Origin of the sequence: Paraburkholderia terricola (assembly GCF_900142195.1) — a bacterium.
Taxonomy (GTDB): domain Bacteria; phylum Pseudomonadota; class Gammaproteobacteria; order Burkholderiales; family Burkholderiaceae; genus Paraburkholderia; species Paraburkholderia terricola.
This window is the reverse complement of the sequence record NZ_FRAB01000011.1, coordinates 171,699-192,456: the sequence shown is the minus strand read 5'-3', so window position 1 is coordinate 192,456 and position 20,758 is coordinate 171,699. Positions and strand designations below refer to the sequence as shown.

Genomic DNA, 20,758 nt, shown 5'->3' with positions numbered 1-20,758 from the left:
TGCAAGCCGACGGTGGCGAGCATTCTCGCGTCGTGCTGGAACGAGTTCGTGCTGAAGAAGGAGCACGCGTCGCTGCAGGACACCAACGACTACTACCTCGCCAACATCCAGCGCGACGGCACCTACTCGGTCGTGCCGCGCATGGCGGGCGGCGAGGTGACGCCGGACGGCCTGATCGCGGTCGGCCAGGTGGCGAAGAAATACGGCCTCTACACGAAGATCACCGGCGGCCAGCGGGTCGATCTGTTCGGCGCGCGCGTCGAGCAGTTGCCGTTCATCTGGGAAGAACTGATCGCCGCCGGTTTCGAATCGGGCCATGCATACGGCAAGGCGCTGCGCACCGTGAAGTCGTGCGTGGGCTCGACGTGGTGCCGTTATGGCGTCGGCGATTCGGTGGGCCTCGCGGTCGAACTGGAGAACCGCTACAAGGGCCTGCGCACGCCGCACAAGATCAAGTTCGGCGTGTCGGGCTGCACCCGCGAGTGCGCGGAAGCGCAGGGCAAGGACGTCGGCGTGATCGCCACCGAGAAGGGCTGGAACCTTTACGTGTGCGGCAACGGCGGGATGAAGCCGCGCCACGCGGAACTGCTCGCGTCGGACCTCGATCGCGAAACGCTGGTGCGCTACATCGACCGCTTCCTGATGTTCTACGTGCGCACCGCCGACCGTCTGCAACGCACCAGCGTGTGGCGCGAGAGCCTCGAAGGCGGCCTCGATTATCTGATCGACGTGGTGGTCAACGATCACCTGGGCGTGGCGGCGGAACTGGAATCGGACATGCGGCACGTGGTCGAGACCTACGAATGCGAATGGAAGAAGGCCGTGACCGATCCTGAAACGCGCAAGCGCTTCCGCCATTTCGTCAACAGCGATCAGGCCGATAACACGGTGACGTTCGTCGAGGAGCGCGGGCAGATCCGTCCCGCGACGCCGGTCGAACGGCAAGCGAAGCAGTTCCCGATACCTGTTGTCGCCGAACCCGCCTGATCGTTCATCCACCCGACGTGAGGAACCCAGCATGAGCAACAATCAGACTTCACAATCCTGGACGCCCGTGTGCGCGCTCGACGACATCGTCCCGAATACGGGCGTCTGCGCGCTGGTCAACGGCGAACAGGTCGCGGTATTTCACGTCGCGGACGGCGAGGGCGGCGTGTTCGCGATCCACAATTTCGATCCGGGTTCGCGCGCCGCGGTGCTCTCGCGCGGCCTGATCGGCAGCCTCGGCGAACGCATCGTGGTCGCCTCGCCGATCTACAAGCATCACTTCGATCTGCGCACCGGCGAGTGCCTGGAAGCGCCCGAGAATTCCGTCAGCGCATACCCCGTGCGCGTGCAGAGCGGCACGGTGTGGGTCGCGGCATGAAACGTGAAGTCGACGTGCAGACTTCGGGAGGCGCATCGCTCAGCGCGCCTTCCCGCCCGCGCCTCGTCGTGATCGGCAACGGCATGGCGGGCATGCGCACCGTCGAGGAATTGCTGAAGCTCGCGCCGGATCTTTACGACATCACCGTATTCGGCGCGGAGCCGTACGGCAACTACAACCGCATCCTGCTTTCGCCGGTGCTGGCCGGCGAGAAGACGGTCGACGACATCATCCTCAATACGCGCGACTGGTATGCGCAGAACGGTATCCGGCTGCATGCCGGCGATCCAGTGATTGCGATTGACCGCAGACGCCGCATCGTGCGTTCGCAAAGCGGCGTCGAGGTGGGCTATGACCGGCTGCTGCTCGCGACCGGCTCGAAGCCTTTCCTGATTCCCGTGCCGGGCCACGACCTGCCGGGCGTGATCGCGTTTCGCGATATCCAGGATGTCGAAACGATGCTCGCCGCGGCGCGCAGTCATCGCCACGCCGTGGTGATCGGCGGTGGACTGCTCGGGTTGGAGGCGGCGAACGGACTCATGCGCCAGGGCATGTCGGTCACGGTCGTGCATGTCATGGACAGCCTGATGGAGCGTCAGCTCGACAGGAGCGCGTCGGCCTTGTTGCAGCAGGCGCTGGAACGCAAGGGCTTGCGTTTCCTGCTGCGGGCCAACACCGCGGAAATCGTCGGACCGGAGCGCGTCACCGCCGTGCGTTTCGACGACGGCACGGAGATTCCCGCGGACCTCGTCGTGATGACGGCCGGTGTGCGCCCGAACATCGACCTCGCGAAACAGGCGGGTCTGCACTGCGAGCGCGCGATCGTCGTCGACGACACCCTGCAGACCTACGATCCGCGCGTCTACGCCGTCGGCGAATGCGTGCAGCACCGTACGGCGACCTTCGGCCTCGTCGCGCCGATCTGGGATCAGGCGCGCGTTTGCGGCGCACATCTCGCCGGCGCGGGCCACCGCCGTTACGTGCAGCGCGCGACCGCGACCAAGCTGAAAGTGACCGGCGTCGAACTGTATTCGGCCGGCGACTTCATCGGCGGCCCGGATTCCGAGGACCTCGTGCTGCGCGATCCGCGACGCGGCGTCTACAAGCGCCTCGTGATCGAGAACAACCGGGTGGTCGGCGCCGTGCTCTATGGCGACGTCAAGGAAGGCGCGTGGTATTTCGAGCTGATCCAGAACCGGACCGACATTTCATCGCTGCGCAGCCAGTTGCTGTTCGGCAAAGCCCTCTGCGAGGCGCAGCCCGCCTGAACCGGAACGCAACGTGAGTTTTCCCATCGCTATTTCCAGCGCGTCCGATGGCAGCCGCGACGCTGTCAGGACCACTTGTCCGTACTGCGGCGTAGGCTGTGGCGTACGCGCGACCCCGCGCCCGGACGGCCCGCCCGAGATTGCCGGCGACGAACGCCATCCGGCAAACGCCGGCCGCCTGTGCGTGAAGGGCTCGGCGCTCGGCGAGACGGTCGGGCTCGACGGACGCCTGCTGCAGCCGAAGCTGCGCGAGCCCGGCAGCGGCGCCTTGCGCGCCGTGTCGTGGAGCGATGCGCTCGACACGGTCGCCGGCGGCTTGCGCCGCATCATCGATCGGCACGGCCCGGAGGCGATCGCGCTCTACGTCTCGGGACAACTGCTGACGGAGGACTACTACGTCGCCAACAAGCTGGTGAAGGGGTACATCGGCAGCGCGAACATCGACACCAATTCACGCCTGTGCATGTCCTCGTCGGTGGCGGGGCACAAGCGTGCGTTCGGCGAGGACCTCGTGCCGGTGTGCTACGAAGACCTCGAACTCGCGGACCTGGTCGTGCTGGTCGGATCGAATACCGCGTGGTGCCATCCGATCCTGTTCCAGCGGATCGTCAAGATCAAGGAAACGCGACCCGATATGAAGGTCGTCGTGATCGACCCGCGCTATACCGCGACCTGCGAAATGGCCGACCTGCACCTGCCGCTGAAGGCGGGCACCGATGTCCGGCTGTTCAACGGGCTGCTCAGTTTTCTGGCGGAACACGATACGACGGATGCGGGCTTCGTCGATGCGCATACGACCGGCTACGCGCAGGCGCTCGATGCCGCTTCGACCGACGTGACGAACGGCTTCGACCTCGCGCAATGCGCGAAGGCCTGCAAGCTCGACCCGCACGATCTGCTCGAGTTCTATCGGCTTTTTGCGCGAACCGAGCGGGTGGTGACGGTCTATTCGCAAGGCGTGAACCAGTCGAGTTCCGGCACCGACAAGGTCAACAGCATCATCAATTGCCATCTGCTGACCGGCCGCATCGGCAAGCCGGGAATGGGCCCGTTCTCGTTTACCGGCCAGCCGAACGCGATGGGCGGGCGTGAAGTGGGCGGCCTCGCGAACATGCTGGCGGCCCATCTGGAACTCGACAATCCGCGTCATCGAGAACTCGTGCGGACGTTCTGGGATTCGCCCGCCATCGCGCAGCGGCCGGGACTCAAGGCGGTCGAACTGTTCGAGGCGATCGAGCGCGGCCAGATCAAGGCCGTCTGGATCATGGGCACGAACCCGGTCGTGAGCCTGCCCGACGGCGATCAGGCGAAGCGCGCGCTGGCGCGCTGCGAACTCGTCGTCAGCTCCGACATCGTCGAGAACACGGACACCAATGCGTTCGCTCACGTCCTGCTGCCGGCGCTCGGCTGGGGCGAGAAGGACGGCACCGTCACCAACTCCGAGCGCAGGATCTCGCGCCAGCGCGCGTTCCTGCCGCCGCCGGGCGAAGCGCGCGCCGACTGGCGCATCATCTGCGACGTCGCTCAGCGCATGGGGTATGCCGGCTTCGATTTCTCGGATGCGCATGAGATCTTCGACGAGCATGCGCGGCTGAGCGCCTATCGGAACGACCCCGGCAACGGTGGCGCGACCGCTGACAGCCATGAGGCCGCACGCGAAACACAAACCGACGGTAACGTGCCGCGCGTGTTCAATCTGGGCGGGCTCGTCGCGCTCGGCCGCGAGCGTTACGATGCGCTGCAGCCGATCCAGTGGCCGGTGCCGGCGGCGAGCGGCGCGGCGCCGCACGGCACCGCGCGTCTGTTCGGTGATCGCCGCTATGCCCACGCGGACGGCAAGGCGCGTTTCGTCGCGACGCCGCCGCGCGATCCGATCCACGCGCCGGACGACGACTATCCGCTGACGCTGAATACCGGCCGGGTGCGCGACCAATGGCACACGATGACCCGCACCGGCAAGTCGGAGAAACTCGCCGGTCACGTAACGGAAGCCTTCGTCGATCTGCATCCGCAGGACGCGCTGTCGTGCGGCGTGCGCGAAGGCGAACTCGCGCGCGTGTCGAGCCGCTGGGGCACGATGGTCGCGCGCGTGCAGCATGGTGGCGGCATGTCGCGCGGCAGCGTGTTCGTGCCGATCCACTGGAACGATCAGGTCGCGTCCGACGCGCGCATCGGCGCGGTGGTGAATCCCGTGGTCGATCCGGTTTCCGGGGAGCCTGAGTTCAAACACACGCCGGTGCGCGTCGACAGGTTCGACGTCGCCTGGCACGGCTTCTCGCTGAGCCGTCGCGCCCCGGTGCTGGATGACGTGACGTACTGGACGCGCGTCCACGGCGCGCAGTTCGTGCGCTATGAACTCGCGGGGCGCAAGCCGCTCGCCGATCACGGCGGCTGGGCGCAAGCGCTGTTCGGTATCGACGATCCGCACGCCGACTGGCTCGAGTACGAGGACCGCACGGCGGGCGTCTATCGCGCCGTGCACCTGGTGGACGAGCGTATCGAGAGTTGCATCTTTGTCTCGGCGCGTCCGCAATCGCAGTTGCCGTCGCGTACGTGGCTCGCGGGCCTGTTCGCCAAGGACAGGCTCGATGAAGCGGATCGTGCGGGTCTGCTGGCAGGACAGCCGATCGGCAAGGGCGCCGATACGGGGCCGACGGTCTGCTCGTGTTTCGGTGTCGGACGCAACACGATCTGCGCGGCGATCCGCGAACAAGGGCTCAAGACCGCGGCGGAGATTACCGCGTGCCTGAAGGCCGGTGGTAACTGCGGGTCGTGCGTTCCTGAACTGAAGAAGCTGCTGGTCGACACCGAGCTTGCACGGTTGAGCACCGTCTGATCATGATGAAGAGACTCAAAACCCTGATGGCCGCGATCAAACCCGGCAATAATTTTCCGGGTCGCCATGACGACGGCGAACTCACGCCCGCAGGCTCAGGGAGTATCGGCGAGCCACACCTGCGGCATACGGCGAGCCTGCGCTCCTCACAGCCGGGCGAACGCGGGCGGCATGAACGCGCACGGCGCCGCACCCGCAACCCTGGTGCGAACATGGGGCAGTCGCACGCCGAGACGCCCTGTTCGCATCGTCATCGATTGCGCTGAAACGAGGCCTGTACCGGCGCGCGGCACGTTGCGAACAACTGTGCGATTAACGCCGCAGTTCCGACATGATCTTTTCGGCGAGAAAGTCGCATGGCGGCCGCTTCGATTTGGCACTCCGCGCAAGTATGAGCTCCAGCGCGGCGATCTCGGGCAAGCCGTGCGCGTGGCCGAGCAAGGTCAGATGAGCAGGCACCGCGCATTGCGCGAGCGGCGCCACTGCGAGTCCGGCCTCGACCATGCTGAGCAGGCCGAGCAGGCTCGGGCTCTCGTAGGAGGTCCGATAGGTGATCCTGGCCCGCTCCAGACTGCGGATCGCGTTTTCGCGGGCGACGCTACCCGGCAGGAACACGGCAATCGGCAGCGGCCGTTCGCGCCAGATGTCATGCGAACTCGGCGCCGCGGCCCAGACCATCGGTTCGTGCCGGATGAACTCGCCCGATAGGCCCTTCACGCGTGTCCCGCAGACCAGGTCGACCGAGCCGTCCTTCACCATCGGCGCGAGCGCCACGCTCGGCAGTCCGACGACCTGAATCTCGACCTTCGGATATTGGGCAGAAAATTTCTTGAGAATCGACGGCAACAGTGACGACGCGTAGTCGTCCGGCACACCGATGACGACCCGGCCGGTGACGTCGGGCCGGACCACCGCCGCCCATGCTTCATCGCGCAGCGCGAGCATGCGCCGCGCGAACGTCAGCAGGACCTCGCCGTCTTGCGTGGGGATCACGCTTCTCGGCTTGCGCACGAAAAGCGGCTTGCCGAGCGCGGTTTCGAGCGTCTTGATCTGCATGCTCACCGCCGATTGCGAGCGATGCACGACGTCCGCCGCACGACTGATGTTCCCCGTGTCGGCGACGGCGACGATCATTGTCAGAACGTCCAGATCGAGTGCTTTCATTGGTATCAGATAAATCGATAGATGCCATCAATATTACGCGATTTTCTTAGGTTATTGCGTCGTGCATAGTGCTGTAAAAGGAGCCCATGCATGAACGCGCGAACCGACCCCTCAATACTTGCTGTCCCGGAGTTGTGCTTTGCCACCGTCCCCTCCGGCATTTGCGTGCCCTATGTGGTCAGCGGTTCGGGAGCGCCACTGGTGTTCGTGCATGGATCGCTTTGCGATTACCGCTACTGGAGCGGTCAAACGGATTTTCTCTCGAAGCATTTTCTCTGCGTTTCGGTCAGTCTCAGCCATTACTGGCCGGCTTCCGATGCATGCATTCAAGGGGAATTCGGCTGGAAGACGCACGTCGCGGAGCTTGCCGAGTTCATTGCCGCAATGAACCTCGGACCGGTTCATCTGGTCGGGCACTCGCGGGGTGGCTGCGTCGCCTTCCACGTGGCGCGCGAGTATCCGCGATTGGTTAAAACGCTGACGCTTGCTGATCCGGGCGGCCCGTTGCAAATCGATCGGGCGCCGGAAGCAGCGCTGCCGCCCGCGACCAATGTGCTTCGCGCCAAGGTTGCCGATCTGATCGAGAGCGGTGCGATCGATGCGGGACTGGAACTATTCGTCGACTCGGTGAGCATGCCCGGCTTCTGGCGCAAGAGTCCCGCGAGCTTTCGCACCATGGCGATCGACAACGCCGTCACGTTGCCGAAGCAGTTTAGAGATCCTTTGCCCGCGTACTCACATGACGCGGCGCGTGACGTGAAGTGCAGGACGTTGCTGATCGAGGGCGAAAAGAGCCCTCGCATGTTTCGCAACAACGTTGAAAAGCTCGCGGATTGGATCGATTACGCGGACAAACAAACCATTGCCGGCGCGTCGCATGGAATGAACGTCGCGAAACCAGCGGTATTCAACCGGCTCGTCCACGCCTTCGTGAGCGCCTGATAGTACAGGTTAGTACCGGTTAGCGCCGGTTGGTCCCGATCGCGCGACGACGCGCAGGACAATCAGAAAGAAGATCAGCCATGGACCATTTTCTGCGCGCCAGCCTCGCGCGCGAGTTGCATGCGCGGCCGTTTCTCAGGATCGGCGGATCAGTGGCGCTTACCCACTTTGCCATCTATGCCGACGGCGACCCTTCCGTTCACGAAGCACTGCTTCGATCGCTGTGCAGACTGACCGGCCTCGCGATTCCCGCCGAGGGAACGACGCATTACTCGGCACGGTGGAATGACGAGAAGCAATTGAAATGGGAGAGGCACACCGAATTCTCCACCTTCACGTTCGTCGCGCAACGCCATGACGCGGACTACTTTTCCGATCTGGCGGAGGAACATGTTCCTTCTGAATGGTTTCACGGTTTTGAAGGCAAGCGGTTCGTCGCCGCCCGGATGGAACTCGTGTCGGGCGATGCAGCCGGTGCGGCACGTCAGAGCGTGCGTCAGTGGATCGACGGCGCCATTCTGGTGGGCAGCACGGTGCTGGGCGGCGGACAGGTTTACTGCGACTGGACCATCCGGTCCGACGGCTTCTCGCGATTTCTCGTGATCGACGATGGCTTCCGGGAAGAGCAGGGCGGACGTCTCCTGCAGCGCCTCTACGAGATCGAGACATACAGGATGATGGCCCTGCTGGCGCTGCCGGTCGCCCGCGAACTGGGCAGAAGTCTCGACGAATTGCAGTCGGCGCTTCAGCCGTTGATGCACAGCATGGACACGAGCCAGGGGCGCCGCAACGATGCGGAACTGCTGGTGCGTCTCACGCATCTTGCCGTGCGCATCGAGTCACTGGCGGGGTCGAGCGGGCGCTTCAGCGCGTCGCGTGCTTACGAAAAACTCGTGCTTGCGCGCATTCACGAGCTGCGCGAAGAACGCATTGAAGGGATGCCGACGATCGCCGAATTCATGGAGCGGCGCTTCGCTCCGGCGATGGAGACGTGCAAGACGGTCTGGGCGCGCCACGAACAATTCGCTGGACGGGTGGCGAGAGCCGTCGATCTGCTGCGCACGCGCGTCAACCTCGCGCAGGAAGAGGACACGACCCGCTTACTGGAAGGCATGAATCAGACCGCGCGCAGCCAGTTGAGGCTGCAACACGCGGTCGAGGGTCTGTCCGTGGCCGCGATCTCCTATTACGTGCTCTCGCTGGCGTCGGCCGGATTCAAGGCGCTTCATACACTGCATTTCCCTCTCGATCCGGAACTGGCGGAAGGATTGTTGATTGCCCCCGTCGTCTTGCTGGTCATGACGGCGATCCGGCGCAGCAAGGAAAGGCACACGGTGCGCAAGTCGGAATTGCCGACATCGGTATGAAAACGGCATCTGCAACGTGAGCCCGAAAGCGGAACTGAGCGCGTCATGGAACTTACCGATTCAGCTCCTCGAGTCGAACGCCGTTGGTCCTGGGTCCGAACACGCCGATCGCCACGGCAACGACCAGCATGCAGCCGGTAATGCCGGTGAACACACCCGCGACGCCGAAATCGCGTAACAGGAAGGCGATGAAGAACCCCGACATCATCGCCCCGATGCGGCTGACCGAATACACGATACCGCTCGCACGGCAGCGCACCGCGGTCGGAAAGAGTTCGGCCTGGTACGCGTGGAAGGATACGGAAATGGTCTGCCCGGCGAGACTGATCAGCACGCCGAGAATGATGAGCGGCACGGCTTCCTTCACTTGCCCGAATGCCAGGCCGCAAACGATCACCGCAAACGCCCCGCCGACGATCAGCCATTTGCGCTGGATCCTGTCGGCGTAGAGCATCGCGAGCATCGGGCCCGCCGGCATCGCGAACGCGATGATGAACGAATACAGCAGGCTCTTCGTCACGGTGATGCCCTGGCCGATCAGAAGCGTCGGCACCCAATTGGCGAAGCCGTAATAGCCGATCGCCTGGCACAAGTTGAAGATGATCAGCATGATGAAGCGCGAGCGGTACGGCGGCTGCAACAGCTCCGCAAACGACGCGCGCCGATGCGCGGGCTGCTCGATCACCGGTAGCGGCGGCGGCAGCGGCTGGCCTGTCTCGCGCGTGACGATCGCCTCGATCTTCGCCACGACCCGCTCGCCCTTCTCAACGTGGCCGTGCGTCGCGAGCCAGCGCGGGCTCTCCGGCACGGCACGGCGGATGAACCACACGAGCACCGCACCGATCGATCCCGCGAGCACCACGACACGCCATCCGTCGATGCCGAACACGGTCGTCGGCACGAGCCAGTACGAGAGGATCGCCGCGACCGGCGCGGCCGCGAACATCACCATCTGGTTGAACGCCATCGCGCGGCCGCGCATGTGTTGCGGGACCAGTTCGGTGACGTAGCTGTCGATCGTGATGATCTCCACGCCCACGCCGATGCCCGTGATGAAGCGCCACAGGATCACGCCTTCGGGCGTCGTCTGGAAGGCCATGATCGCCGAGCCGACCGAGTACCACAGCAGCGAAAAGGTGAACACGGCGCGGCGCCCGTAGCGGTCCGGCAGCCAGCCGAACCCGAAGGTGCCGACGAAGAGCCCCGCGAACGTCGCGGCGATGAAGCCGGCGATGCCGGTGAAGCCGAAGAACGCGCTCGTCGTGGTCTTGAGCAGACCGCTCTTCGCCATGCCCGGCGCGATATAGCCGGTGAAGATCAGGTCGTAGACCTCGAAGAAGCCGCCGAGCGAAATGAGGAACACGAGCATCCAGAGATGCCGCGTGATGGGCAGTCGATCCATGCGCGCGGAGATTTCCGCGCCGGGGTCGATGCCGATGCGAACGTTCGGCGACGCAAGCGGGGGGCTGCCCGCGGTGACGGTCTGCTGCATGTTTGTCTCCTGCTTTGTGCACCGGCGGCATTCTTTTGTGTGCACGCCTGCCGGTATGAAGGTGATGGGCCGCACGCTGCTCGCGCACGGCCCAAGCGATCTGCCGTTTAGTCCGCTCCGTGATTCGATGCGCGTTCAGTGCGCAAGCTCATGCGCTCACCCGGCTCTTCAGACGCGACAGCACTTCCTGCGTGTGCTCGCCGACGCGCGCGAGCGCCTGGCGCACGCCCGGCCGCCGGCCGCCCATCGTCAGCGGCAGAAGCACGACTTCGGTCATGCCGCCGTCGTCGGTTTCCATCGGCACGAGGCCGCCGCTCGCCTTCAGATGCGGGTCGTCGAGCAGTTGCTCGGGGCGCACGATCGGCGCATACGGAATGCCGGCCGCTTCGAGCTTCGGCGACAGTTCTTCAACGCGATGATCCTTGAGAATGACGCCGAGAACGTCGAGCAACTCGGGGCGGATCGCGACGCGCAACGCATTGGTTGCGAAGCGCGGTTCGGCTGGCAGATCCGGGCGGCCGAGCACGTCGCACAGCGTGATGAACTGCTTGTCGCTGACCGCGCCGATGAAAAGCTGCTCGCCGTCCGCCAGCGTGAATACGTCGTAGACGCTCCACGCCGACACGCGCGCGGGCATCGGCGGCGGCGGCTCGCGCGTCATCGCGTATTGCTGCATGTGCTGCGCGCAGAGGAACACGCAGTTCTCGAAGAGTGCGCTCTGCACTTCCTGGCCTTGGCCGGTGCGTTCGCGCTCGCGCAACGCGGCGAGCACGCCGATCGCGCCGAACATGCCGCCCATGATGTCGTTCACCGACGTCCCCGCGCGCAGCGGCCGACCGATCGGGCCCGTCATGTAGGACAGGCCGCCCATCATCTGCACGACTTCATCGAGCGCGAGGCGCTTCTCGTACGGCCCTGGCAGAAAGCCCTTGTGCGACACGTAGATGAGGCCGGGGTATAGCTTCGACAGCGTGTCGTAGTCGAGGCCCAGCTTTGCCATCAGACCGGGGCGGAAGTTTTCGAGCATCACGTCGCAGGTGCCGATCAGTTCCACCGCCGCTTCCTTGCCCTCCGGCGTGTTGATGTCGAGCACGACGCTCTTCTTGTTGCGGTTGAACGAGCGAAAGAAGCCGATCCCCAGACCCGGCAGCTTGCGGGTCTTGTCGCCGCCGGGCGGCTCGATCTTGATGACCTCGGCGCCGAGATCGGCGAGGATCATGCCGCACGTCGGCCCCATGACCATGTGCGTGAATTCGATGACGCGCACGCCGTCGAGGGGAAGTCGGGTGTCGTTGCTCATGATGTCCTCAAGCGTTGAGCGCAGCCGGAACCGTGAAGGTTTTGGGCAGTCCGGCGAGCCACAACGCGCCGTGAAGCGTTTCGCCTTCGAGCCATCGCGCGACCTTTGCGCGCAGTGCCAGCAAGGCGGGAATATCGATGCCGGTTTCGATGCCCATGTCGGCGAGCATGAACGCCAGGTCCTCGCTCGACGCGTTGCCGCTCGCGCCCGGCGCATGCGGACAACCGCCGATGCCGGCGAGCGTCGCATCGAAGCGTGCGACGCCGGTTTCGAGCGCCGCGTACACGTTGGCGAGCGCGAGGCCGCGCGTGTCGTGGAAGTGGCCGCACCAGAAGCGCTCGCCCGCAATCTCGCGGGCCTTCTCGAACAGATCGCGCACGGCGGCGGGGCCGGCGTAGCCGACCGTATCGGCGATGCTCACGCGATCCGCGCCTGCATCGAGCAAGGCCTGCATGCAGCGCAGCACCTCGGCCTGATCGACGCGGCCCTGGATCGTGCAGCCGAACGCCGTGCCGATGCCGCCTTCGATCAGCGTCTTCGAACCGGCGGCATCGCGTGCGGCCCGGATGCGCGCCACTTCGGCAACGACTTCATCGGGTGTCTTGCGCAGATTGGCGAGGCTGTGCTCGTGGCTCGCGGAGAGCGGCACGAGCAGCACGTCGGCTTCGCTATCGATGGCGCGCTCGGCGCCCTTGAGGTTCGGCACGAGCACCGAGACTGCGAGGCCCGGCAGCGTCTTCGCGTAGGCGACGAGTTCAGCGGTGTCGGCGAGTTGCGGCAAAAGCCGCGCCGGCACGAACGAGCCGACTTCGATTTCGCGCTGGCCGGCGGCGTAGGCGTCGCCGATCCATTCGATCTTGTGTTTCGTGGGAAGCATCGTCTGGATGCTTTGCAGGCCGTCGCGCAGACCGACTTCGCGAATGACGACGTTCATGGGGAACGAGGGCATTGAGTGCTGTCTCCGTTTGTCTCGTGCCGGTCGTCGGGTTGCCGGCGTTGTGCTAACTTTAGACATTCCAACGAAACCTTAAAGCGGTATTTTGGAACGGTTGGCGTTCCAATCGGGAATGTCTGAGCGAGCGACCTGGAGACTGCGAATGCGCGACATCGACCTCAAGACGCTGCGGCTTTTCGTGGCCGTGTGCGATCACCGCAATATCGCGCGGGCGGCGGACGAGGCGCACATCGAGCCGTCCGCGATCAGCAAGCGCATCGCGCAACTTGAGAGCGAACTGGGCGTGCCGCTGCTGTCGCGCTCGCGGCGCGGCGTCCAGCCAACGGCGGCGGGCATCGCCTTGCTCGAACACGCGCGCAACGTGCTCTTCACGATGGAGCGCATCGCAAGCGACGTCGCCGCATTCGGCGGCGGGTTGAAAGGACGCGTGAGCGTGTGCGCGTCGGCCTCCGCGATCGCGGAGGCGCTGCTCGACGACATCGCTTCATTCATGCGCGAACCCGAGTATCAGAACATCCGGGTCGATGTCGAGGAACGACTGTCGTCCGATCTCGTGCGGCAGTTACGCGAAGGCGCGGCGAGCATCGGCGTGTGCTGGGATAACGTCGACCTGCAAGGGCTTCAGCATCGTCCGTATCGGCAGGACCGGCTCGCGCTCGCGGTCCATCGCGATCATCCGCTCGCTGGCGAGGCGTCGCTGCGCTTCGATCAGACCTTGCAGTACGAGCATGTCGGATTGCTGCCGTCGACGGCCGTTCATACGATGCTGCAGCGCGCGGCGGCGAGCGCGGGCACGACCGTGTCCTACCGGGTGATCGTATCGAGCTTCGATGCGGCGTTTCGCGTGGTCGCGGCCGGGCTCGGGATCAGCGTCGTGCCGGTGGAGGTGGCCGAGACGTATCGGCCGGCGCTTGGAATCAGGATCATTCCTCTCACCGATGCCTGGGCACATCGCCGTTTCGTCGTGTGCTTCAAGAGTTTCGATGCGTTGCAGCCGGCCGCACAGCGCATGGTTGACTATCTGGTGAGCCGGGTCGAACGTCCGTCGACGGTGAAGTCCTGAGAGCCGCGACGATTGCGGTTCGAGATCGCATCGTGATGCCACGGCCCGTGCGCTGTAAATGAAACGATGTTGGAACGATGTTGCTCAGACGATCTCAAGCGCCAGCGCCGTGGCCTCGCCGCCACCGATGCACAGGCTCGCCACGCCGCGCCTCGCGCCGCGCTGGCGAAGCGCGCCCAGCAGCGTCACGATGAGGCGCGCGCCCGTTGCGCCGATCGGATGACCCAGCGCGCAGGCGCCGCCATGCACGTTCACGCGCTCGTGCGGCAGCGACAGTTCACGCATCGCGGCCATGACGACCACGGCGAATGCCTCGTTGATTTCCCACAGGTCCACGTCGCCCACCTGCCAGCCCACCTTGGCGAGCAACTTCTGGATCGCGCCCACGGGCGCAGTGGTGAACCAGGCCGGCTCCTGTGACTGTGTGGCGTGCCCACGGATGAGCGCCAGCGGTGCCAAACCACGCGCGCGCGCGGTGGACTGGCGCATCAGCACCAGGGCCGCCGCCCCATCCGCGATCGAACTGGAGTTCGCCGCCGTGACCGTGCCGTCCCTGGCGAAGGCGGGCTTGAGGGTGGGGATCTTGTCCAGTTGCGCCTTCGCGGGCGCCTCGTCGTCATCGATGCGTTTCTCGCCGCTGCGACCCGGCACGGTCACCGGCGTGATTTCCCAGCGGAACAGGCCGTCGCGCTGCGCCTGCTGCGCGCGCAGCGTGGAGGTGGAAGCATAGGCGTCCTGCTCCTCACGCGTGAAACCGAAATGGCGCGCGCAGTCCTCGGCGAAGGTGCCCATCAGGCGGCCGTCGGAGGCGGCGCCGTAGTGATCCTCCAGGCCGTCGAAGAACATGTGGTCCAGCATCTGGTCGTGCCCCAGGCGCTGGCCCGAGCGGGCCTTGGGCAACAGGTAGGGCGCGTTGCTCATGGATTCCATGCCGCCGGCCACGATCAGTTCTTGACTCCCTCCCAGCAGCAGGTCGTGCGCCAGCATGGTTGCCTTCATCCCCGAGCCGCAGACCTTGTTGATCGTGGTGCAGCCCGCTGAGACCGGCAAGCCCGCCGCCAGCGCCGCTTGACGGGCGGGCGCCTGGCCGAGGCCGGCGGGCAGCACGCAGCCCATGAGCACCTCGTCCACGGCCTCCGGCTGGAGCCCGGCCCGATGCACGGCGGCACGGATGGCGTTGGCGCCCAGTTGGGGCGCTGTCAGCGAGGCGAAGTTGCCCTGGAAACCACCCAGCGGCGTGCGGGCGGCGGCGACGATGACGACGGGATCATGGGAAGTCGAAAAGGCAGGCATGCGAGTCTCCATGCGCCGCTCGATGGCGGCGTTGCAAGGGGTGAGGAAAGTTTGGTGGTCGATGAATCAACTGACCCAATCCGGATTCGGCGAGTCGGGTTAACTGGAGCCGACCGAAGCCAACCGAAGCCAACGGAAGCAAGGCGGCAGCAGCAATCGTCATGCGTACGCCAGAGGCTGAATTCATCTGGCCGCCATGCGAATCGCGCCGTCAAGGCGAATCACCTCGCCATTGAGGTAGGTGTTGTCGAGGATGTGCAGCACAAGGCCCGCAAACTCATCCGGCCGTCCAAGGCGCGCGGGAAAGGGGACCATCTTGCCGAGGGCGTCTTGTACCTCCGTGGGCATGCCTTTGAGCATCGGCGTCTCCATGATGCCGGGCGCGATGGTGACCACCCGAATGCCATGGCGGGCCAACTCGCGCGCGATAGGCAGCGTCATCGCCACGACGCCGCCTTTGGAGGCGGCGTAGCCCGCTTGCCCGATCTGACCATCGAAGGCCGCGACTGAAGCGGTATTGATGATGACCCCGCGCTCGCCATCGGTCTCCGGCATGTTCCCGGCCATGCAGGCCGCGGCCAGCCGCACCATGTTGAAGGCGCCGATCAGGTTGATCTGAACGGTGCGCGCGAAACTTTCTAGCGCGTGCGGGCCTTCACGTCCGAGCACTTTCTCGGCGGGTGCGACGCCTGCGCAATTGATCAGGCCATGCAGCGTGCCGAAGGTGTCGCGGAATGCGGCCAACGCACTCTCCGCGCTGGCTGCGTCGGATAGGTCGGCCCTGGCGAAGTGAGCATGGCTGCCCAGTTCCGCCGCCAGCGCTGTACCGGCGTCGTGGTTCAGGTCCACGAGCAGCACGCGGGCGCCGCCCGCCACCAGACGGCGCGCCGTGGCGGCGCCGAGCCCTGAGCCGCCGCCTGTGACGACGAAACCTTTATGTTGAATCCGCACTTCTGTCTCCCGGGAATGAGCACACGTTCGCGACGATCTACTGGCTGGTGATGCTAAGCGTCGGGCGAGAGTAAGCCCATGCCCATGGACCTCTTCATGCATGAGCCTTTCGGACATGTCGTGGGGATTCGATTGCCGCGATGCTCGTCGGCCGATGACCGGTGGCGCCCAGTCGTGGCAGGTTTCGCTGGCGCCCGGCAGCGATTAACATCAGTGCACTTCTGTGGGTGGAACCTGACCATGAATGACGCTCAAGACAAGGGCACAACGTCTATCGGCCTGGTGCGTGAAGCGATTCTGGTCGCCACGCAACGTAATCTGGATGTGCCGGCCGCACTGCAGCACGCCGGCATCGCGGCGGAATTGTTGAATGCCCCGAGAGCCCGCGTGCCCGCGTTAGCTTTTTCGCGCCTATGGGCGGCGCTGGCCGACTTGATGGACGACGAGTTTTTCGGTCTGGACAGCCATCCACTGCGCCGGGGCAGTTACGCGCTGATGTGCCACGCGGTTCTGCATGCCGAGAACCTGGAACACGCGTTGCGTCGCATGCTGAAGTTTCTGCGTGCGGTTCTCGACGACATTCATGGGGAGCTACGCTGCGAGGGCGAGCACGCGCTGATCATCCTGCATGACGACGGCCTGACGCGCCGCCTGTTTGCCTACGGTACGTGGTTCATCCTCGTGCACGGGCTTGCGTGTTGGCTGGCACACAGACGGATTCCGCTGATCGAGATGAGGTTTCGTGCTTGTGCGCCAATCGATGACAGCGACTACCGCATGCGCTTCTGCGAGGACGTGACATTCTCCGCCGACGAAACCCTGATCCGGTTCGATCGCAGTTTCCTCGATCTCAAACTGTCCGGGACGGAAACGAGCCTGCATGCATTCCTGCAGAACGCACCGGCCAATATCCTGGTTAAATATCGCAACGAATCCAGCACGACTGCCGTGGTAAGGCGCCGTTTGCGAAACCAGGTCCCCGACGAGTGGCCCGACCTCGACGCGCTATCGCAGTTGCTGAATCTGTCCTCGGCCACGCTGCAACGCCGCCTGCTGGCCGAAGGCACGAGCTACCGGCAACTGAAAGACGAATTGCGCCGCGACATCGCCATCGAGCTGTTTTCCAGCAGTTCTCTCACGGTCGCCGAAGTCGCCGCGCGCACCGGATTTCAGGAAACCAGTGCATTTCACCGGGCTTTCAGGAAGTGGACCGGGGCCAGCCCCGGAATGTACCGCCACGGCAGGGCGGTTTCGCCCGATTAACGCGGCATGTCCAGAGACCTCATTCAAGCTGAAGTCCGCGGACATGGATCGCGAGACCAACCAGGCTGACACTGCGGTTGCAACGGTGCCAACGGTCCAGCCAACAACGACTTATTGCTGAGGATTCAGCGGTTGCCGCTGCGAAGAACGCGACATAACGAGCGTCACGCACGGAGACAACATGACTCTTATCAGCACGACTTCCACCAGTTCGGCAGGCCTGGTACATAAAGGCGCACACAGCGTTGGCCCGAGGGCTTTCGTTCGTTCCCGTCTCATTCCGGCTGCGGCTTGCCTGGTACTCGCGTCCTGTGGCGGTAACGACCTGGCAACCGGGGAGTCGGCAACGACTGCCGAAGCCGCCTGCAACGCGCTTCTGAACAAGCAGTTTGAAGGAGCCACGATCACGAAGGCCGCCCTGGTTCCCGCGGCCGGCTCCGTGCCCGAAGCCTGCGTTGTTCGCGGTGAACTGCCCAAGGAACTCGCCTTCGAAGTCCGAATGCCTACGACATGGAACAACCGTGTGCTTTTCATGGGCGGCGGCGGTTTCGACGGCATCATCTACGAGACGGCATATAGCCCCGGCGTCGCTGAGAAGGGCTACGCCACCATCGCGACGAACCACGGGCACGATGCGGCGAAACATCCCCAAGGCTCCTTCGCGCTCGACGCGCAGATGTTGGAGGACTATGCCTACGCTGCCGTGCCAAAAGTGCTCGCCTCCGCCAAGGCAATTCTGCACAAGCGCTATGGCGGTTCTCTCGACAACACCAGGTTCGTCTATGAGGGATGCTCGGGCGGCGGGCGGCAGGCTTTGATTCAGGCTCAACGCCACCCCGATCTGTTCGACGGCATCATCGCCAGAGCCCCTGCAAATGCGTACACAGGTCAATTTCTCTGGTACCAAAAGATCCTCAGGCAGCTTGCAAAGCCGGGCGCCGCCTTGAGCGTCGGCAAGGTGCGGACTATCGCCAACTTCATGCAATCCCGGTGCGACGAACTGGATGGACTGAAGGACAACATCATCAGCAGGCCGGAGGCCTGCAAGGTCGACCTGACGGCACTGAGGTGCAATGCCGCCGACTCGGACGCTTGTCTCACCGACGCGCAACTCGAGTCCGCCAGAACGTTGTACGAGCCGACAAGCGTCGCGGGCGGGCGATACACGTGGCCCGCTTTCCCCCAAGGAGGCGGGGAGACCGCTGACGACGCTTCATGGCAAGCCGTGGGCGGAACCACCTATCAGATCCTGGGTGGGGACTACATGCGGTATTTCGTTGCGCAGGATCCTTCGGTCGATCCACTGCTCGTGGAGCCCCAGGCATACGCCACGCGGCTCGACTATCTCGCGAACCTGATCGATGCGGTCAACCCCGATCTCGGCGGCTTCAGGGCTCGCAACGGAAAACTGATGCTCTTTCACGGAACGACGGACTGGCTGATCACCCTGAATAACACCACCGACTACTACAACAAGCTCGTTGTTTCGGCGGGCGGGCAATCCGCGGCGGATCAGTTCGTCGAGTACTACGTGCTTCCGGGGAATGATCATTGTGCCGCCACGCCCAACGGTGGCCGTGGACCCGACATGGTCGATCTCGTGAATCCGATGTTCGAGTGGATCGAGAAGGGGGTCAAGCCATCCAGCCGCAAGATCGTCGCCACGCGCAGCGTCGATCCCGGGAAAGGAATGGAGCGGCCGCTCTGCAGGTATCCGCGGTACCCGGCGTACAACGGGTCCGGCGACCCGAACGCAGCGTCCAGTTTTACGTGCGTATCGCCGGATTAGCAGCCAGGTCGCCGCAGGCGGTCGCAACGACGGCCATGTCCATTCGTCACGGGTGAACGCCGGCAACGCCGGTGTTCGGCGACCTCATTCAGATTGAAGTTGATGGACATGGACTGCCAGCCGCGTCCATCTCACACTGATTACAGCCGGGTACCAACGGCCGATCCGAGCCGCGACAAGGCCGCTCATCGAGGGCGCCGTTGGAGCCCGCGTGGACTTCATCCACGACATTAAACCGAAGGAGACGACATGAACCAGATAGACGTGCACTCACTCGCGGGTCAGGCCAGATTCAATGGCTTTCATACCCTTGTCCTGTTCTGGTGTGTGTTGATGCTGATACTCGACGGCTACGATCTTGCCGTCGTGGGTGCGGCACTGCCGTCGATCATGAAGGACATGCGCATCGACGCGACCAGCGCCGGCGTCATGGCCGGCTCGACGCTTTTCGGCGTCATGCTCGGGGCCATTTTCCTTGGCACGCTGGCTGACCGTTTCGGTCGACCCATGATGATGTGCGTGTGCGTGGCCCTGTTCAGTCTTTTCACGGCGGCCGCCGGGTTGACGAGCGATCCCATCAGTTTCAGCGTCACGCGATTCATCGCCGGCCTGGGCATTGGCGGAGTCTTGCCGATCGTCACCGCGCAGATGGCGGAGTTCTCGCCTAACGCGCTGCGTACGCGCTTGGTGACGCTGGTGTTCGCGGGATATTCCATTGGCGGGATTCTGGTGGCGCTGACCGCAAAGCAGCTTATCGGCAGCTATGGCTGGCAATCCGTCTTTTTTGCCGCGGGCCTGCCAGTGCTGCTGATCCCGTTCATCATCAAAACGATGCCGCACTCGATGACCTTCCTGGTCAAAAGCGGCCGGCGCGACGAACTGCGTGCGGTGATGAAGCGGTTGGTGCCCGACTATCCGTTGAGCGGTCAGGAGCAGTTTGCAGAGTCTTCGTCGGACAAAAGCAAGGACGCTTCGGTGCGACGGCTCTTCCAGGATGGCCGCGGCTTCAGTACCACGATGATCTGGGTCGCGTTCATGACGGGCCTCTTCATGGTCTACGCGCTCAGTTCGTGGTTGACCAAGCTGATGGCCATGGCGGGATATAGCCTGGGTTCGGCTTTGAACTTCGTGATCGTCTTCAACGTCGGCGCGATTGCCGGCGCGATCTTCGGCGGTTGGCTCAGCGACAAGGTCAACATCAAGCGGGTGCTGATTGCGTTTTACATCGTCGGGGCGGTTGCGCTGTCACTGATGGGCTACACGAAGTCGACCGTGTCGTTGTTTGCCGTTGTGTTCGTCGTCGGCGCATCGACGCTCGGTACGCAATTGCTGGCCTACGCTTATGCGGGCGACTTCTATCCTCATGCGATCCGCTCTACCGGTGTCGGCTTTGCTTCCGGCGTGGGCCGGGTCGGCGCCATCGTGGCTCCGGTGCTCATTGGTTGGCTCGTCTCCTTGAAGCTGCCGCTCGAACAGAATTTCATGGCAATCGGCGTGGCTGGCCTCATCGGTGCGGCGGCGGTGACGCTGATCAACCAGACACGTGCCGACTCGCATCGCTCGAACACCGTGCCTGTTGTCGCGGTTCAGGGTAGCGCGGGGCGCTGACGTTTCCGTCCTATGCCGCTTCATGGCCGGGATGCGTGCGAACAACGCGGCTCGTATGGGGCTCTACCCTCGACAAACACGACATGGCTCAGTGCAGATCA

General features: G+C 64.3%; 16 protein-coding genes. 10 read left to right on the top strand and 6 right to left on the bottom strand.

Translation table 11 applies throughout. From position 1 onward, the window contains the following. The 4 genes from BUE39_RS12605 to BUE39_RS12590 all read left to right on the top strand — a co-directional run. Window positions 1–987, top strand: a 987-nt coding sequence (locus BUE39_RS12605) for a nitrite reductase large subunit (RefSeq protein ID WP_459543766.1), incomplete at its 5' end; no start/stop codon positions are given. A gap of 31 nt (window positions 988–1,018) precedes the next feature. Next, entirely contained in the window at window positions 1,019–1,366 is a 348-nt protein-coding gene (nirD, locus tag BUE39_RS12600; RefSeq protein WP_073428988.1) for a nitrite reductase small subunit NirD, read from the top strand. Then, window positions 1,363–2,634 carry an NAD(P)/FAD-dependent oxidoreductase gene (locus BUE39_RS12595; protein ID WP_073428987.1) on the top strand — a complete coding sequence of 424 codons (1,272 nt, stop codon included), beginning with the start codon at window positions 1,363–1,365 and terminating at the stop codon, window positions 2,632–2,634. Before nirD ends, BUE39_RS12595 begins: the two co-directional genes overlap by 4 nt. A gap of 13 nt (window positions 2,635–2,647) precedes the next feature. Next, window positions 2,648–5,470: a nitrate reductase gene (locus BUE39_RS12590; protein ID WP_073428986.1), complete on the top strand. Its 2,823-nt coding sequence runs from the start codon at window positions 2,648–2,650 to the stop codon at window positions 5,468–5,470. Between the two features lie 312 nt (window positions 5,471–5,782). Here BUE39_RS12590 and BUE39_RS12585 read toward each other — a convergent pair whose 3' ends face one another. Next, window positions 5,783–6,634 (bottom strand): LysR substrate-binding domain-containing protein, encoded by an 852-nt coding sequence (locus BUE39_RS12585; RefSeq protein WP_176035744.1) that lies wholly within the window; start codon window positions 6,632–6,634, stop codon window positions 5,783–5,785. Between the two features lie 90 nt (window positions 6,635–6,724). On the opposite strand from BUE39_RS12585, the gene BUE39_RS12580 reads away from it, so the two are divergent. Further along, a complete protein-coding gene (locus BUE39_RS12580; protein WP_073428985.1) occupies window positions 6,725–7,576 on the top strand; it encodes an alpha/beta fold hydrolase in 852 nt (283 codons plus the stop codon). Between the two features lie 80 nt (window positions 7,577–7,656). Continuing rightward, window positions 7,657–8,943: a DUF3422 family protein gene (locus tag BUE39_RS12575; protein WP_073428984.1), complete on the top strand. Its 1,287-nt coding sequence runs from the start codon at window positions 7,657–7,659 to the stop codon at window positions 8,941–8,943. 52 nt (window positions 8,944–8,995) lie between these two features. Here BUE39_RS12575 and BUE39_RS12570 read toward each other — a convergent pair whose 3' ends face one another. The 3 genes from BUE39_RS12570 to BUE39_RS12560 all read right to left on the bottom strand — a co-directional run bounded on the left by BUE39_RS12570 (window position 8,996) and on the right by BUE39_RS12560 (window position 12,684). Further along, entirely contained in the window at window positions 8,996–10,435 is a 1,440-nt protein-coding gene (locus BUE39_RS12570; RefSeq protein WP_073428983.1) for an MFS transporter, read from the bottom strand. 148 nt (window positions 10,436–10,583) lie between these two features. Then, window positions 10,584–11,735: a CaiB/BaiF CoA transferase family protein gene (locus tag BUE39_RS12565; protein ID WP_073428982.1), complete on the bottom strand. Its 1,152-nt coding sequence runs from the start codon at window positions 11,733–11,735 to the stop codon at window positions 10,584–10,586. Window positions 11,736–11,742: 7 nt separating this feature from the next. Beyond that, window positions 11,743–12,684 carry a hydroxymethylglutaryl-CoA lyase gene (locus BUE39_RS12560; RefSeq protein WP_073428981.1) on the bottom strand — a complete coding sequence of 314 codons (942 nt, stop codon included), beginning with the start codon at window positions 12,682–12,684 and terminating at the stop codon, window positions 11,743–11,745. Between the two features lie 148 nt (window positions 12,685–12,832). On the opposite strand from BUE39_RS12560, the gene BUE39_RS12555 reads away from it, so the two are divergent. Further along, complete coding sequence (locus BUE39_RS12555; RefSeq protein WP_073428980.1) at window positions 12,833–13,753, top strand: LysR family transcriptional regulator; 921 nt, start codon at window positions 12,833–12,835, stop codon at window positions 13,751–13,753. Window positions 13,754–13,837: 84 nt separating this feature from the next. On the opposite strand, the gene BUE39_RS12550 is transcribed toward BUE39_RS12555, so the two are convergent. Together BUE39_RS12550 and BUE39_RS12545 are read right to left on the bottom strand one after the other, a co-directional pair. Further along, the gene (locus tag BUE39_RS12550) at window positions 13,838–15,046 is read right to left on the bottom strand and encodes an acetyl-CoA C-acyltransferase (RefSeq protein ID WP_073428979.1); all 1,209 of its coding nucleotides are present in this window, start codon (window positions 15,044–15,046) and stop codon (window positions 13,838–13,840) included. A gap of 183 nt (window positions 15,047–15,229) precedes the next feature. Next, on the bottom strand, window positions 15,230–15,997 hold the full coding sequence (locus BUE39_RS12545; RefSeq protein ID WP_073428978.1) for an SDR family NAD(P)-dependent oxidoreductase: 768 nt from the start codon (window positions 15,995–15,997) through the stop codon (window positions 15,230–15,232). A gap of 240 nt (window positions 15,998–16,237) precedes the next feature. On the opposite strand from BUE39_RS12545, the gene BUE39_RS12540 reads away from it, so the two are divergent. The 3 genes from BUE39_RS12540 (at window position 16,238) to BUE39_RS12530 (ending at window position 20,657) form a co-directional block, all read left to right on the top strand. Continuing rightward, window positions 16,238–17,260 carry an AraC family transcriptional regulator gene (locus BUE39_RS12540; RefSeq protein ID WP_073428977.1) on the top strand — a complete coding sequence of 341 codons (1,023 nt, stop codon included), beginning with the start codon at window positions 16,238–16,240 and terminating at the stop codon, window positions 17,258–17,260. Between the two features lie 181 nt (window positions 17,261–17,441). Next, on the top strand, window positions 17,442–19,049 hold the full coding sequence (locus tag BUE39_RS12535; RefSeq protein ID WP_073428976.1) for a tannase/feruloyl esterase family alpha/beta hydrolase: 1,608 nt from the start codon (window positions 17,442–17,444) through the stop codon (window positions 19,047–19,049). Between the two features lie 249 nt (window positions 19,050–19,298). Next, window positions 19,299–20,657 carry an MFS transporter gene (locus BUE39_RS12530; protein WP_073428975.1) on the top strand — a complete coding sequence of 453 codons (1,359 nt, stop codon included), beginning with the start codon at window positions 19,299–19,301 and terminating at the stop codon, window positions 20,655–20,657. Window positions 20,658–20,758 lie beyond the last annotated feature (101 nt).

Bases quoted from the DNA above. Each gene is read 5' to 3' on its own strand.
- BUE39_RS12530 (WP_073428975.1), top strand. From the start codon at position 19,299: ATGAACCAGATAGACGTGCACTCACTCGCGGGTCAGGCCAGATTCAAT.
- BUE39_RS12535 (WP_073428976.1), top strand. From the start codon at position 17,442: ATGACTCTTATCAGCACGACTTCCACCAGTTCGGCAGGCCTGGTACAT.
- BUE39_RS12565 (WP_073428982.1), bottom strand. From the start codon at position 11,735: ATGAGCAACGACACCCGACTTCCCCTCGACGGCGTGCGCGTCATCGAA.
- nirD (WP_073428988.1), top strand. From the start codon at position 1,019: ATGAGCAACAATCAGACTTCACAATCCTGGACGCCCGTGTGCGCGCTC.
- BUE39_RS12595 (WP_073428987.1), top strand. From the start codon at position 1,363: ATGAAACGTGAAGTCGACGTGCAGACTTCGGGAGGCGCATCGCTCAGC.
- BUE39_RS12550 (WP_073428979.1), bottom strand. From the start codon at position 15,046: ATGCCTGCCTTTTCGACTTCCCATGATCCCGTCGTCATCGTCGCCGCC.
- BUE39_RS12580 (WP_073428985.1), top strand. From the start codon at position 6,725: ATGAACGCGCGAACCGACCCCTCAATACTTGCTGTCCCGGAGTTGTGC.
- BUE39_RS12575 (WP_073428984.1), top strand. From the start codon at position 7,657: ATGGACCATTTTCTGCGCGCCAGCCTCGCGCGCGAGTTGCATGCGCGG.
- BUE39_RS12585 (WP_176035744.1), bottom strand. From the start codon at position 6,634: ATGAAAGCACTCGATCTGGACGTTCTGACAATGATCGTCGCCGTCGCC.
- BUE39_RS12555 (WP_073428980.1), top strand. From the start codon at position 12,833: ATGCGCGACATCGACCTCAAGACGCTGCGGCTTTTCGTGGCCGTGTGC.
- BUE39_RS12570 (WP_073428983.1), bottom strand. From the start codon at position 10,435: ATGCAGCAGACCGTCACCGCGGGCAGCCCCCCGCTTGCGTCGCCGAAC.
- BUE39_RS12540 (WP_073428977.1), top strand. From the start codon at position 16,238: ATGAATGACGCTCAAGACAAGGGCACAACGTCTATCGGCCTGGTGCGT.
- BUE39_RS12560 (WP_073428981.1), bottom strand. From the start codon at position 12,684: ATGCCCTCGTTCCCCATGAACGTCGTCATTCGCGAAGTCGGTCTGCGC.